At 56.8% G+C, this 12854-nt stretch carries 13 protein-coding genes and 1 tRNA gene; all 14 read left to right on the forward strand.

The features are described from left to right. The first annotated feature begins 49 nt into the window (after positions 1 to 49). Positions 50 to 961 carry a DMT family transporter gene (locus tag PVT68_RS17835; RefSeq protein WP_280320431.1) on the forward strand — a complete coding sequence of 304 codons (912 nt, stop codon included), beginning with the start codon at positions 50 to 52 and terminating at the stop codon, positions 959 to 961. Between the two features lie 14 nt (positions 962 to 975). Beyond that, positions 976 to 1602 carry a LysE family translocator gene (locus PVT68_RS17840; protein WP_280320432.1) on the forward strand — a complete coding sequence of 209 codons (627 nt, stop codon included), beginning with the start codon at positions 976 to 978 and terminating at the stop codon, positions 1600 to 1602. 54 nt (positions 1603 to 1656) lie between these two features. Next, the gene (locus PVT68_RS17845; protein ID WP_280320433.1) at positions 1657 to 2175 is read left to right on the forward strand and encodes a hypothetical protein; all 519 of its coding nucleotides are present in this window, start codon (positions 1657 to 1659) and stop codon (positions 2173 to 2175) included. Beyond that, positions 2165 to 2683: a CinA family protein gene (locus PVT68_RS17850; protein WP_280320434.1), complete on the forward strand. Its 519-nt coding sequence runs from the start codon at positions 2165 to 2167 to the stop codon at positions 2681 to 2683. The genes PVT68_RS17845 and PVT68_RS17850 overlap by 11 nt, the downstream gene beginning before the upstream one ends. A 144-nt stretch (positions 2684 to 2827) precedes the next feature. Continuing rightward, positions 2828 to 3859, forward strand: a complete 1032-nt coding sequence (recA, locus tag PVT68_RS17855; protein WP_280320435.1) for a recombinase RecA — start codon at positions 2828 to 2830, stop codon at positions 3857 to 3859. A gap of 2 nt (positions 3860 to 3861) precedes the next feature. Continuing rightward, on the forward strand, positions 3862 to 4452 hold the full coding sequence (locus tag PVT68_RS17860; RefSeq protein ID WP_280320436.1) for a regulatory protein RecX: 591 nt from the start codon (positions 3862 to 3864) through the stop codon (positions 4450 to 4452). A gap of 59 nt (positions 4453 to 4511) precedes the next feature. Continuing rightward, complete coding sequence (gene glpK, locus PVT68_RS17865) at positions 4512 to 5993, forward strand: glycerol kinase GlpK (RefSeq protein ID WP_280320437.1); 1482 nt, start codon at positions 4512 to 4514, stop codon at positions 5991 to 5993. Between the two features lie 43 nt (positions 5994 to 6036). After that, complete coding sequence (locus PVT68_RS17870) at positions 6037 to 6897, forward strand: alpha/beta hydrolase (RefSeq protein ID WP_280320438.1); 861 nt, start codon at positions 6037 to 6039, stop codon at positions 6895 to 6897. Between the two features lie 141 nt (positions 6898 to 7038). Next, positions 7039 to 7227, forward strand: a complete 189-nt coding sequence (locus PVT68_RS17875) for a Trm112 family protein (protein WP_280322558.1) — start codon at positions 7039 to 7041, stop codon at positions 7225 to 7227. A gap of 32 nt (positions 7228 to 7259) precedes the next feature. Beyond that, positions 7260 to 7622 carry a histidine triad nucleotide-binding protein gene (locus PVT68_RS17880; RefSeq protein WP_280320439.1) on the forward strand — a complete coding sequence of 121 codons (363 nt, stop codon included), beginning with the start codon at positions 7260 to 7262 and terminating at the stop codon, positions 7620 to 7622. A gap of 62 nt (positions 7623 to 7684) precedes the next feature. Then, complete coding sequence (alaS, locus tag PVT68_RS17885) at positions 7685 to 10297, forward strand: alanine--tRNA ligase (RefSeq protein WP_280322559.1); 2613 nt, start codon at positions 7685 to 7687, stop codon at positions 10295 to 10297. Positions 10298 to 10454: 157 nt separating this feature from the next. Then, entirely contained in the window at positions 10455 to 11693 is a 1239-nt protein-coding gene (locus tag PVT68_RS17890; RefSeq protein ID WP_280320440.1) for an aspartate kinase, read from the forward strand. Between the two features lie 215 nt (positions 11694 to 11908). Further along, positions 11909 to 12106, forward strand: a complete 198-nt coding sequence (csrA, locus tag PVT68_RS17895; RefSeq protein WP_280320441.1) for a carbon storage regulator CsrA — start codon at positions 11909 to 11911, stop codon at positions 12104 to 12106. Positions 12107 to 12312: 206 nt separating this feature from the next. Beyond that, positions 12313 to 12402: transfer RNA gene (locus tag PVT68_RS17900), tRNA-Ser, on the forward strand. Positions 12403 to 12854: the final 452 nt, after the last annotated feature.

Genomic DNA, 12854 nt, shown 5'->3' on the forward strand with positions numbered 1-12854 from the left:
GTGCTCATCTACCGGCAGGTTTTACGCTGGTGTTTACAGGTGTTTTGTTATGGAACAGAAACAGGCAAAGGCCGAACTGCTGTTGTTACTGGCGGCGCTTTTCTGGGGTATTGCATTTGTGCCGCAGAAAATTGCCATGGCGCATATTGAGCCACTGGCATTTAACGCCTGGCGTTTTTTCCTCGGTGGCCTGGTACTGATACCGGTGGTTTACTGGCTTTCTTCCCGGCGTGATGTGCAACCCGGAGAAAGTAGCGGGGTCGCAGTCCATCATCGCTGGCGAAAGTGCTTGCCGGGGGGGGCGGTGCTCGGTTTCTGGCTGTTTCTCGGGGCGGCCCTTCAGCAGGCCAGCCTGCTATACACCACGGCCGGCCGCGCGGGTTTTATCTCCGGTTTTTATCTGTTATTGGTTCCGGTTATCGGCCTGTCGCTGGGGCATAAAACCAATCGCTGGACCTGGGCGGGGGTAACGCTAGCACTGTTCGGCCTTTACTGGTTGGCGGACTTCAGTGAAGAAGCGCAATTGATTGGTGACCTGATGGTGTTTGCCAGTGCCTTCGTGTTCGCGATCCAGGTGCTGTCGGCAGATTTTCTGGTACACCGTTATGACGCGCTGCGACTTGCTGCGATCCAGTTTCTGGTGTGCGGGATTCTATCGGCGATCGCCTCTTTTGTGATTGAGCAGCCTACCTTGCAGGCCGCACTGGATGCCGCCTGGCCCATTGCCTATATGATGATTTTTTCCACGGCAATTGCATTTACGTTCCAGCTTCTGGGGCAGCGCAGCGCGGCGCCTTCCCACGCTACGGTGATTATGAGCCTGGAGTCTGTCTTTGCGGTGGCGGCGGGGTGGCTGTTTCTCAATGAAATGTTGAGCGCGAAAGAGCTGATCGGCTGTGGTCTGATGCTGGCTGGTATGTTCGTCAGCCACTACGGCAATCACAGCGGGACGCATCACTGAGTGTGCGCTGGGCAATGATTGATTGGTCTCTACTGGCGCTGTTTGTGCCCACGTTTTTCTTCGTATCCATTACCCCGGGTATGTGTATGACGCTGGCTCTGACCATGGGGATGGCCTTCGGCGTGCGCCGCACCATGTGGATGATGCTCGGTGAGCTGTGTGGCGTTGCGGTGGTGGCGCTTGCGGCTGTGTTAGGTATCGCGGCGTTTATGCTGAAGTACCCCGGGGCCTTTCAGTTGTTCAAGTATTGCGGCGGCGTTTATCTGATCTATCTGGGGATACAGATGTGGCGCGCGCGGGGGCGGATGGTATTGGCGGAGCCCTCGGGTCAAGGCCCTGCGCCAATCCGGGCGGTAACCATGGTCCTGCAGGGCTTTGTTACCGCGGTGGCCAATCCCAAGGGGTGGGCTTTTTTCATTGCGTTATTACCGCCATTTATCGCTCAGGACAAGCCGTTGTTGCCGCAGATGGCAGTGCTGCTGGGTATTATTCTCACATTGGAGTTTGTGTGCCTGCTGATCTACGCCGGTGGTGGTCGGACCCTGAGTCGGCTGCTCCATCGTGCAGAAAGTGTGCGCCTGATTAACCGGGTCGCCGGCAGCCTGATGCTTGGCGTAGGAGTCTGGCTGGCACTAAGCTGACACGGAACGATCGGCAATTGGAAAATTAGTACTGACTGGGCAAGGAGCGCGATAGTGAGAAGTTGGCAGAGTCTGGCGGTAGCCACTGTGATGTTGGTGGGATTCTGTGTGGCAGGATGCGGAGACCGCAGCGGTAATCAGGCGTTACCCAAGAATAGTTCGCCGGAAAAAAATGCTGCCTCGGCTCCAGATCCCGCGCCGGAGGATATGCCCGCCGCAGGTGAGGATGAACAGGGCGTGGTGCGGGCGGCGGGAACGATATGGGTTGTGGAGCCGCGGGGGAGTCGTCAGTGCGAAGGCGGTGGACTTTCCGTGGAGCAGAGTCGTGGCAAACTGGTTGGCAATGGTGTCAAGGTAATCGAGTCTCGCTGTGGGGTCAGGGCGGATCGCATGTACCCGTCGGTATGTGGCGGGCCAACGGGCGATATTCTTTTGCACCGCATCCCGTCGGACCTGCTGGATGCGGCGTTGGAGCTGGGCTTTGATCCAGTGAGTAATATTCCCTATCGGTTTTCGTCCTGTACGCAAGCCGGCGGCGAGCAGGGGCAGGGCGGAGTGGGTAGTGGCAGTTGATCTGAATATTCAGCACCAGGCGGAGGAGCTCGGGGCGCATTTGCAGGCGTTGCGCTGGCGGGTGACGACGGCGGAGTCCTGCACCGGCGGCGCTGTTGCCGCTGCAGTTACTTCTGTATCGGGTGCGTCGGCCTGGTTTGACGGCGCCATCATTGCCTATGCGAATCGTATCAAGCGCGGATTGCTCGGTGTCGATCCAGAGGATCTCGAGGTCTTTGGGGCGGTGAGTGAACCGGTGGTGCGGCAAATGGCGGTGGGCGTGTTGAATCGGCTGGATGCCAATCTTGCGGTAGCGGTAAGCGGAATCGCCGGCCCCGACGGCGGTAGCGATGACAAGCCGGTGGGGACTGTGTGGATAGCCTGGGCCCACGGCCAGGGTCAGGAGCCCGTAGCGGTGGAGGCCCGCTGTATGCACTTCAATGGCAGTCGAGCGGAGGTTCAGGCGCAGACCGTGGCGGAGGCGCTGACAGGGCTGCTTGCCATTGCCCGGGAGCACCGCAAACGCTGAGTTTTCAGTATCCACTTTCCTCGCACTGTGGTTGTGGGTAGCGACCAGGGGGCCGAACACCAATTTCGGATTACTGGTTGCTTATACAGTAATTTTTCTCTAAGCTCCTTCCCACAACCAATCTTCAAGTACACGGGAAGGGTCATGGATTCCAACAAAGACAAGGCTTTACAGGCGGCGCTGTCACAGATCGAGCGCCAGTTCGGCAAGGGCACCGTCATGCGCATGGGGGATAAGGGCCGTGAGCGCATCCCCGCGATTTCCACTGGCTCTCTGGGCCTGGACGTTGCGCTCGGCATTGGCGGTCTGCCCCGGGGTCGTATTGTTGAAATCTATGGTCCGGAATCTTCCGGTAAGACTACCCTGACTCTCCAGGTCATTGCCGAGGCTCAGCGCAAGGGCGGTACCTGCGCCTTCGTGGATGCGGAGCACGCCCTGGACCCCATCTATGCTGAAAAACTTGGGGTTAACGTCGACGAGCTGATTGTCTCCCAGCCGGACACCGGCGAACAGGCTCTGGAAGTCACGGATATGCTGGTACGTTCTGGCGCCGTTGATGTACTGGTGGTGGATTCCGTGGCAGCGCTGACCCCGCGCGCGGAAATCGAGGGGGAGATGGGGGATACCCACGTTGGTTTGCAGGCGCGGCTGATGTCCCAGGCCCTGCGTAAGCTGACCGGTAACATCAAGAACACCAACACCCTGTGCATCTTTATCAACCAGATCCGCATGAAGATTGGCGTGATGTTCGGCTCGCCCGAGACCACCACCGGTGGTAACGCGCTCAAGTTCTACTCTTCCGTGCGTCTGGATATCCGTCGTATCGGCTCCGTCAAAGACGGCGATGAGGTGGTGGGTAACGAGACCCGGGTCAAGGTGGTTAAAAATAAGGTGGCGCCTCCGTTCAAGCAGACCGATTTCCAGATCATGTACGGTGCGGGGATCAACCTGCTGGGTGAAATCATCGACTACGGCGTGAAACTGGGACTGGTGGATAAGGCGGGTGCCTGGTACAGCTACAAGGGCGACAAGATCGGCCAGGGTAAGGCTAACGCCGCCAAATTCCTGAAGGAAAATACCGATATCCGTGATGAGATCGAAGCCCAGCTGCGAGCGCAATTACTGGGTGATGCGATTCCCGCAAAGCCTGAAGCAGTGGCCGTTGCGGAAGACTGATCTTGTCTTCATCCCAAGGCACCAGCGGCGGTCTCTCTGATTGGCCGTCGCTAGGATCCCTCTCTGACTCTCCCCCCGATACCCTCGTTCGTTCACGGGAATCATCCGAAGCTTTCCAAAAACTGTTCACAGCTGCTCTAGAGCTGCTGTCTCGCCGCGAGCACTCATGCCACGAATTGCGCCAGAAGTTGCTCCCGAAACATCCTGATGCCGATTTTGATGGTGTTTTACTACGCCTGCAGGAACTCAACTATCAGTCCGACCAACGGTTCGCGGAGGTATTTTGCCGCTCCCGGGTACAACGTGGGCAGGGGCCTTTGAGAATCCGCCAGGAACTCCAGCTTCGGGGGGTTCGCTCTGTACTTGTGCAGACTGCCATGGAGCAGTTACAGGAGGACGTCGACTGGTATCAGTTGGCGCTGGAGCAACTGCAGCGGAAATTTCGCCAGCGAATCGATCCTGCGTTGCCTTGGGCAACGCAGCAGAAAGAACGAGCTCGCCGCCATAGGTATCTGGCGTATCGAGGCTTTTTTACCGATGCGATTCAGTTTGCGCTGGCTGAGTTGGATACCGCTGGTGACGCAGCGCCCTAATGAGGGTATATACTGGCTGAGAAACAACCGCTCCGCAGAATAACAACAAGCGAGCCGCGATGATTCTCTCCATAGATCAGGGTACAACCGGTACCACTGCGTTTGTTTTTGACGGTGACGGCAGGCTGTTGGGCCGCAGTTACTCTGAATTCCCCCAATATTATCCCCGTCCGGGCTGGGTTGAGCACGATGCCAGTGAAATCTGGCAAGTGACTTTACAGGTCTGCGCTGCGGCCCTGCAGCGCGCAGGTATTGGTGCTAGTGCGCTGGCTGCGCTGGGTATCACTAATCAACGGGAGACTGTGGTCCTCTGGGACCGCAAAACCGGTGAACCGGTACACCGGGCCATTGTGTGGCAGTGTCGCCGCTCCTCAGAGATCTGTGCCGGGCTGCGGTCCCGCGGACTGGAAGAGGGGGTGCGCGAAAAAACGGGGCTGCTTCTGGATCCCTATTTTTCAGCCAGCAAACTAAGCTGGGTTTTCCGCGAGAATCCCGAGCTATTGCAAAAGGCGCACACCGGCGAAATCGCCTTTGGCACGGTCGACAGCTGGCTGATCTGGCGTCTTACCGGTGGCCAAGCCCATGTTACTGATCACACCAATGCCAGCCGCACACTCTTATATAACCTCGACAAACAGCAGTGGGATGATGAGCTACTGGCGATGTTCGAATGTCCGCAGGCGATACTTCCGGACATCCGACCCTCCGCAGGGCTGTTTGCAACTACCGACCCAGACGTGTTTTTCGGCGCACAAATTCCGATCTCAGGCGTTGCCGGGGATCAGCAGGCGGCCTTGTTCGGTCAGGGTTGTACCAGACCGGGAAGTCTGAAAAATACCTACGGCACAGGCTGTTTCATGCTGGCCATTGCAGGCTACAGGCGCCCCCGGATACCGGAAGGGCTTCTGGCGACCATGGCCTGCGACCAGCACGGACAGCCGCAGTACGCGATTGAGGGTTCGGTGTTCAATGCCGGGGCGGCGGTACAGTGGCTGCGGGATGATCTGGGGGTAATCCCGCAGGCATCGGAAAGTGAGCAGATTGCCTTCAGTATTCCCGATACCCGCGGCGTTTATCTGGTGCCAGCTTTTAGTGGTCTTGGGGCCCCGCACTGGGATGCGGATGCCAGGGGCGCGGTTTTTGGCTTGACCCGGGGTGCGGGCAGGGCAGAGCTGGTTCGGGCGACGCTGGAATCGATTGCTTATCAGAGCCACGAACTGGCAGATCTTATGGCCCAGGCCCTCGGGGTAGATCTCCAGTGCCTTCGGGTAGATGGGGGCGCCAGTGCGAATAATTTTTTGATGCAGTTCCAGGCGGACATTTCCCGGCTACGGGTGGAGCGTCCCCGGCAGATCGAGTCCACGGCGGTGGGGGCAGCACTACTGGCAGGGATTGGCGCGGGGATCTGGGTGAGCGAGCAGCTACCTGAATCCCTGCAGGACATAGAGCAGGATTTTCTGCCGCAAATGCCTGAGGGGCAGCGGCAAGCACTACTCGGCGGATGGTGTAATGCGGTGGCGGCCTGTCGGGCTTATAGATAACGAGGCGGCGATGAGGCGGTTACAAAAATAAGAGGAGAGCGCCATGTACTTTGAGTCTCGCGGTATCCGGCTGCATTACCGACGTTGGTGGGTGGAGAATGCGCGCGGTGTTTTGGTCGTTTCCCATGGATTGGGTGAGCACAGTGGGCGCTATCGGCGCCTTGCCAGGCAGCTCAACACCTGTGGTTACAGTGTTTATGCGGCCGACCATTTTGGTCACGGCCAGTCCCCGGGGAGGCGTGGGGATATCGAGGCGTTTGAACATTACAGCATTGATCTGTGCCGGTTTGTTCGCCTGATTCGCCATGAAAACCCGGGACGACCGGTACATCTTCTGGGGCACAGTATGGGGGCGGTCATTGCCTGCGGCAGTGTCGCTTTTCCATCGGAGGGGGGGCGGGTGGAGAGCCTTATACTTTCTGCACCGGCGTTCCGGGGAGCGAAAGAGCCTGGGGTCCTGGAGAGCTCGTTACTCCGGCTGCTGGGCAGGCTATTTCCCGCGCTCTCCTTCCCCAATCGCCTGGATGTAAATGGAATATGTCGCGATCCAGAAATAGTCGCAGCCTATGAGGCTGATGATCTGGTGCACGACCGCGTATCACCGCGCTGGTTTACCGGATATCAGCGGTGCAGGGAGCGCCTGTTGCAGAAGCCCTCTGCGATCCAAGTTCCTTGCTTGATGCTGCTACCGGAGGGGGATCGGTTGGTCGATCCCCTGGCAAGTCGCGCCTGGTTTGAGCGGCTGGAGGGGGAAACCCATCGCCTGAGTCGCTTTCCTGATGCCTACCACGAAGTATTCAATGAGCCCGGCGTGGGAGAGGAAGCGCTCTCCCTGCTGGTCGCACATCTCAACACCCTGTGCCGACGCGGCGTCCAGCCTGAGCGTCGATATGCCGGCGGTTGAGCGCGATTTTCCAGCGCTGTCATTGCCGCCGCGGGAATTCTCCCGTCGATCGTGAAAACCCCGGAAAAGCGTTGTACCATACGCGGTCATTTTTGACCGGTAGCCCGGCGATACTGCCGGCTGCGGGATGATGCAGGGTGAATCATGGACAAAAAATTACTGAGCCTGCTGGTGTGTCCGGTCAGCAAGGCCCCGCTGGAATACCGTGAAGAAGCGCAGGAACTGGTCTGTAAGGCCAGTGGCCTGGCGTATCCGATTCGGGACGGCATTCCGGTCATGCTCGAATCCGAGGCGCGGCAGCTCACTGTGGACGAAAAGCTGGAAAAGTAGCGCTGCTGCCATCAGACAAGAGGTCGAGCCATATGGGTGAGCCGAGTGTATTCAGCCGGATCATGGCGGGAGAGGTGCCAGCGAAGCGAATCTTTGAGGACGATCAGTGCATTGTCATCGAAGACCGCTCGCCCCAGGCACCGACACATTTGTTGATCATTCCCCGTAAACCGCTGGTGAATCTGGTGGAGGCGCAAAAGGAAGATGCGCCCCTGTTAGGGCATCTGATGTGGGTGGCCTCCGAGCTGTCCCGGCAATTGGGCCTGGAGGATGGCTTCAGGCTTGTGGTGAATAACGGCCGCAGCGCCGGCCAGACGGTGTTTCACCTGCATATTCATTTACTCGCCCAGCGCAAAATGCCTGAGGCTGGCCTTGCTGGGGACCCGCAAGGCTGAACGGTTGGTGCTGCTCCGTGCGGCGCCGCAAAATTATTACTGACGATGTGGAATTTGGCTGGATGAAGAGCGCACAGATACGCGAAGCATTTCTTGATTACTTTGCCGAGCAGGGGCACACCCGGGTGCCTTCCAGTTCTCTGGTGCCGGGTAACGACCCGACACTGATGTTTACCAATGCGGGCATGGTTCAGTTCAAGGATACCTTCCTCGGACAGGAAACCCGCCCCTATGTACGTGCCGCCAGCTCTCAGCGTTGTGTGCGCGCCGGCGGTAAGCACAACGATCTGGAAAATGTCGGTTACACCGCCCGTCACCACACTTTTTTTGAAATGCTGGGCAACTTTAGCTTCGGTGACTACTTCAAACGCGAGGCTATTCAGTACGCTTGGCAGTTCCTTACCAAAGTACTGGGGCTACCGGAAGAGCGGCTCTGGGTTACGGTGCATATCAGCGATGATGAAGCGGCAGATATCTGGCTGAAAGAAGTTGGCGTCAGTGCCGAGCGTTTCTCCCGTCTGGATGAAGATAATTTCTGGCAGATGGGCGATACCGGACCCTGTGGCCCGAGCTCGGAAATCTTCTACGACCATGGTGAAGATGTGCCGGGAGGCCCACCTGGGTCGGACAACGATGACCTCGATCGTTACATCGAGATCTGGAACCTCGTTTTTATGCAGTACGAGCGCACCGCCGATGGTGAACTGCACCCGTTGCCCAAGCCCTCAGTAGATACCGGCATGGGACTGGAGCGTATCGCTGCGGTGATGCAGGGCGTGCACTCCAATTATGAAATCGACCTGTTCCAGGCGCTGTTGAAAGCCGCAGGCGAAATCGTTGGCTGCACCAACCTGGAAGAGAAATCCTTGCGGGTGATCGCAGATCATATTCGCTCCTGTGCCTTTTTGATCGCCGACGGTGTTTTGCCTTCCAATGAAGGACGTGGGTATGTGCTGCGCCGCATCATCCGCCGCGCTGTGCGCCACGGACACAAACTGGGTCACGAGAACATCTTCTTTTACAAGCTGGTTGCCGCGCTCGTCGAGCAGATGGGTGAAGCCTATCCGGAACTCCGCGAAAAGCAGAGCATTATTGAAAATGCCTTGCGCAAGGAAGAAGAACAGTTTGCCAAAACCCTCGACAAAGGCATGGCGCTACTGGAAGAGGGGCTCTCATCGTTACGGGGCTCGGAAATTCCCGGAGAACTGGTGTTCACCCTGTACGACACATTCGGCTTCCCCACCGACCTGACTCAAGATATTGCCCGCGAGCGAAGCTTGACCCTGGATATGGCTGGCTACGATGCAGCCATGGAAGCGCAGCGAGAACGTGCGCGAGCTGCGGGCAAGTTCAAAGTGGATTACACCGGTAATCTGGATCTTGAAGGTGCTACTGAATTTCTCGGCTACGACGCGACTGCGGGTACCGGCAAAGTGGTTGCCATACTCAGGGACGGCGAACAGGTTGAGCGCCTGGAAGAAGGGGAGAGCGGCGCGATTATTCTGGACCGCACACCGTTTTACGCCGAGTCTGGTGGCCAGGTTGGCGACAGTGGTTATTTGCAGGCGTCTGCCAATCGCTTCGAGGTGATGGATTGTAGCAAGCTCGGTAGCCATCATTTACATCAGGGAAAAATGCTGAGTGGCAGTCTTGCGGTAGGCGATAGCGTAGAGGCGGATGTTGCTGATGAGGTGCGCCAGTCCACCGCTCTGAATCACTCCGCGACACACCTGTTGCACGCGGCGCTGCGAAAAGTGCTCGGTGAGCATGTTACCCAAAAGGGGTCTCTGGTGGACTCCGAGCGTCTGCGTTTTGATTTTTCGCACCCGGAAGCGGTGACAGTGAAACAGTTGCGTGTCATTGAAACACTGGTGAACAGTCAGATCCGCGCGAACACAGCCGTCGAGACCGAAGAAACCGATATCGAGACGGCCAGAGCCAAGGGTGCGATGGCCTTGTTTGGCGAAAAGTATGGGGACACCGTGCGTGTGTTGACCATGGGGGAGCGTACCAATAACGCGGCGTTCTCTGTAGAGCTGTGTGGTGGTACCCATGTGGAGCGGACCGGTGATATCGGCTTGCTGCGTATCGTCGCTGAGAGTGGTATCGCCTCAGGTCAACGTCGAATTGAAGCAGTGACAGGTGCACATGCACTGGCGCTGTTCGATGAGGCTCAGCAGCGACTTGATCATGCTGCTGCGCTGCTGAAAACGCGTCCCGATCACGTTGCAGACAAAGTGGAACAGCTGCTGGCAAACAATCGCAAGCTGGAAAAGGAATTGGCTCAGCTGAAAACCCGTCTGGCAAGTGGTGCCAGTGGGGACCTCAGCAGCCAGGCCGTCGAAGTCAGTGGAGTGAAGCTTCTGGCCGCTTCCGTCGAAGGTGCTGATGCGAAATCGCTACGGGACCTGGCAGACCAGATGAAGAACAAGCTGGGTAGCGGGATTGTGCTACTGGCAGCGCCTGGTGAGGACAAGGTTGCATTGATTGCAGCGGTTACCAAAGACCTCACTGGTCGACTGGCTGCTGGAGATCTGATGCGTTTTGCCGCTGGTGAACTTGGCGGGAAAGGTGGTGGTCGACCGGATATGGCACAAGGTGGTGGCGTCAATGTGGATGCGTTGCCGGCTCTGTTGAAAGCAATCCCCGAGTGGGTGAAAACTAATATCCGCTGAAGTATCCATTGGAAATGCCAAATAGTGTGAATTGGTCAGGTTAATTTGGGCCGATTGTCGGGTTTATCGGTTGATTTGCCCGGAATTTGGTGATTAAGTGCGCGGCACACGCGTGTCAGGTGACGCGGGCAAGGTAGTAGTAAGGAACACTGGAACGATGAGTTTGTTCGTGCAGAAATATGGCGGCACTTCGGTGGGCTCTATCGAGCGTATCGAAGCTGTTGCCGACAAGGTGGCCGGCTTCAAAGCCCAGGGGCACGATATGGTCGTGGTTCTCTCAGCGATGAGTGGAGAGACCAATCGCCTGATTGATCTGGCGCGCCAGATCCAGGAACACCCGGACCCCCGGGAAATGGATGTACTGGTTTCCACCGGCGAGCAGGTGACCATTGCGCTGTTGAGTATGGCCCTGAAAAAACGTGGCTATGACGCCTGCTCCTATACTGGCGGTCAGGTCAAGATTCTGACTGATAACGCCCATACCAAAGCCAGAATCCAGCGTATTGACGTAGAACGTATGCGCCGTGATCTGGACGCTGGCAAGGTTGTGGTGGTCGCTGGTTTCCAGGGCGTTGATGACGAGGGGAATATAACCACCCTCGGCCGCGGTGGTTCCGATACCACCGGGGTGGCTTTGGCTGCAGCGCTGGATGCTACGGAATGTCAGATTTATACCGATGTGGACGGCGTCTATACGACGGATCCGCGGGTAGTTGATAGCGCCCGTCGTCTTGACCGGATCACCTTTGAGGAAATGCTGGAAATGGCCAGCTTGGGGTCCAAGGTCCTGCAGATCCGTGCGGTTGAATTCGCCGGGAAGTACAAGGTGCCGTTGCGCGTGCTCTCAACTTTTGAAGAGGGTGGCGGCACGCTGATTAGTCTGGATGAGGAAAACAACGAGATGGAACAGCCTGTAGTCTCCGGCATCGCGTTTAACCGCGACGAGGCAAAACTGACAATCCGAGGCGTGCCCGATACCCCCGGAGTGGCCTGCCGTATCCTGGCGCCGGTGGGGGCTGAAAATATTGAAGTTGATGTGATCGTGCAGAACATTAGCGCGGTCGACGGAACAACCGACTTCACGTTCACTGTTCACCGGAACGATCTGAGCAAGGCGCGCAAAGTCCTTGAGAGGGTGGCTGAGGAATTGGGTGCACGGGAAGTTGTATCTGACGATAAGATTGCCAAGGTCTCTATTGTCGGGGTTGGCATGCGTTCGCATGCAAATGTGGCTTCGCGCATGTTTGAAGCGCTAGGGGAAGACAATATCAACATCCAGATGATCACGACTTCTGAAATAAAGATTTCGGTGATCATTGATGAGCGTTATCTGGAATTGGCTGTAAGGGCTCTTCACAGTGCGTTTGAACTGTCTGAACCCAAGGTCACAGAATAGCTATAACCAGAGTGATGGATTGTGCCGGCAACCATAGCAATTCGGTTGTCTGGCGCACGGTACGACCTATTGAGATTTCCGGCGTCTGGGCAATACTGAATAAAGTGACGGACAAGGTTCTCGGTTTGCAGTTATCTCGGGTTATTATGATCCAAGGTGCGGGCCAGGGATAACCGGTCGTACCAAATCACAGGATGATCAAGGAGAAGTAGGTAATGTTAATTTTAACCCGCCGTATCGGTGAGACACTGATGGTTGGTGACAATGTGACGGTTACCGTATTGGGTGTTAAGGGCAACCAGGTACGAATCGGGGTCAATGCGCCGAAGGATGTCGCTGTTCACCGCGAGGAAATCTATCAGCGTATCCAGAGGGAGAAGCAGTCCACCGACGAGAGCGGTAACCAGGACTGAGAGACACCTGCCAGAAAAAGGCCGCATAGCGGCCTTTTTTTATATCTGTACAATTTGCCATCGATTCTCAAGAAATCACAAAAAGTTGTTGATTCCCCATTGATTTTTGTCTGGCCGTTGGTATGATGCCGCTCACTTTCAGCAGCCAAGACAAATTGTCTGAGGCGCTGGTGGCTCCCAGCAAAAAGGAGTCTTAAAAGTTGTACGGTGAGGTGGCCGAGTGGCTGAAGGCGCGCCCCTGCTAAGGGCGTATGGGTTAACACTCATCGAGGGTTCGAATCCCTCCCTCACCGCCATCTTTAAAACACTCTCTCAGGAGGGTGTTTTTTTATGACTGAAGTGTTCGCTGGAAAGTGAAGCTCCAGTCTTTGCGAACCCTTCGCTGGGCGGCCGCAAAAAGTTTTTTGAAACTGCTTGCGAAGCTTGTGTCCACTAAGTATAGTTCGCGCCCTCACCGCTGCAGAGGCGGCGAGGTTGGCAGGATAAGTTGTTGATTTTCAAAGGGTTTTCCCTGAAAAAGAAATTCAAAAAACAGCTTGCCAGGGTCGGGGAGGTCGCTATAATGCGCGCCACTTCGACGGGGTCGCCAAGGCGACACCGCAGGGCTCCGGCAGCCCTTCAGGAGTTGAAAGTCAGCGCTGTTTAGCCTGGTTTCAAGCCTGAAAAAAGCTCTCAAAAAAGAGCTTGCCAAGCGAGAAGAGCTCGATATAATGCGCGCCCTTCTCGAGATCACCGAGAGGTGGTTGAG

The sequence above is a fragment of the Microbulbifer bruguierae genome, from assembly GCF_029869925.1.
Taxonomy (GTDB): domain Bacteria; phylum Pseudomonadota; class Gammaproteobacteria; order Pseudomonadales; family Cellvibrionaceae; genus Microbulbifer; species Microbulbifer bruguierae.

Excerpts from the sequence above, each read along its gene's own strand:
- alaS (WP_280322559.1), top strand. The coding sequence starts at position 7,685 with ATGAAGAGCGCACAGATACGCGAAGCATTTCTTGATTACTTTGCCGAG.
- recA (WP_280320435.1), top strand. The coding sequence starts at position 2,828 with ATGGATTCCAACAAAGACAAGGCTTTACAGGCGGCGCTGTCACAGATC.
- PVT68_RS17835 (WP_280320431.1), top strand. The coding sequence starts at position 50 with ATGGAACAGAAACAGGCAAAGGCCGAACTGCTGTTGTTACTGGCGGCG.
- PVT68_RS17890 (WP_280320440.1), top strand. The coding sequence starts at position 10,455 with ATGAGTTTGTTCGTGCAGAAATATGGCGGCACTTCGGTGGGCTCTATC.
- PVT68_RS17840 (WP_280320432.1), top strand. The coding sequence starts at position 976 with ATGATTGATTGGTCTCTACTGGCGCTGTTTGTGCCCACGTTTTTCTTC.
- PVT68_RS17870 (WP_280320438.1), top strand. The coding sequence starts at position 6,037 with ATGTACTTTGAGTCTCGCGGTATCCGGCTGCATTACCGACGTTGGTGG.
- PVT68_RS17880 (WP_280320439.1), top strand. The coding sequence starts at position 7,260 with ATGGGTGAGCCGAGTGTATTCAGCCGGATCATGGCGGGAGAGGTGCCA.
- glpK (WP_280320437.1), top strand. The coding sequence starts at position 4,512 with ATGATTCTCTCCATAGATCAGGGTACAACCGGTACCACTGCGTTTGTT.
- csrA (WP_280320441.1), top strand. The coding sequence starts at position 11,909 with ATGTTAATTTTAACCCGCCGTATCGGTGAGACACTGATGGTTGGTGAC.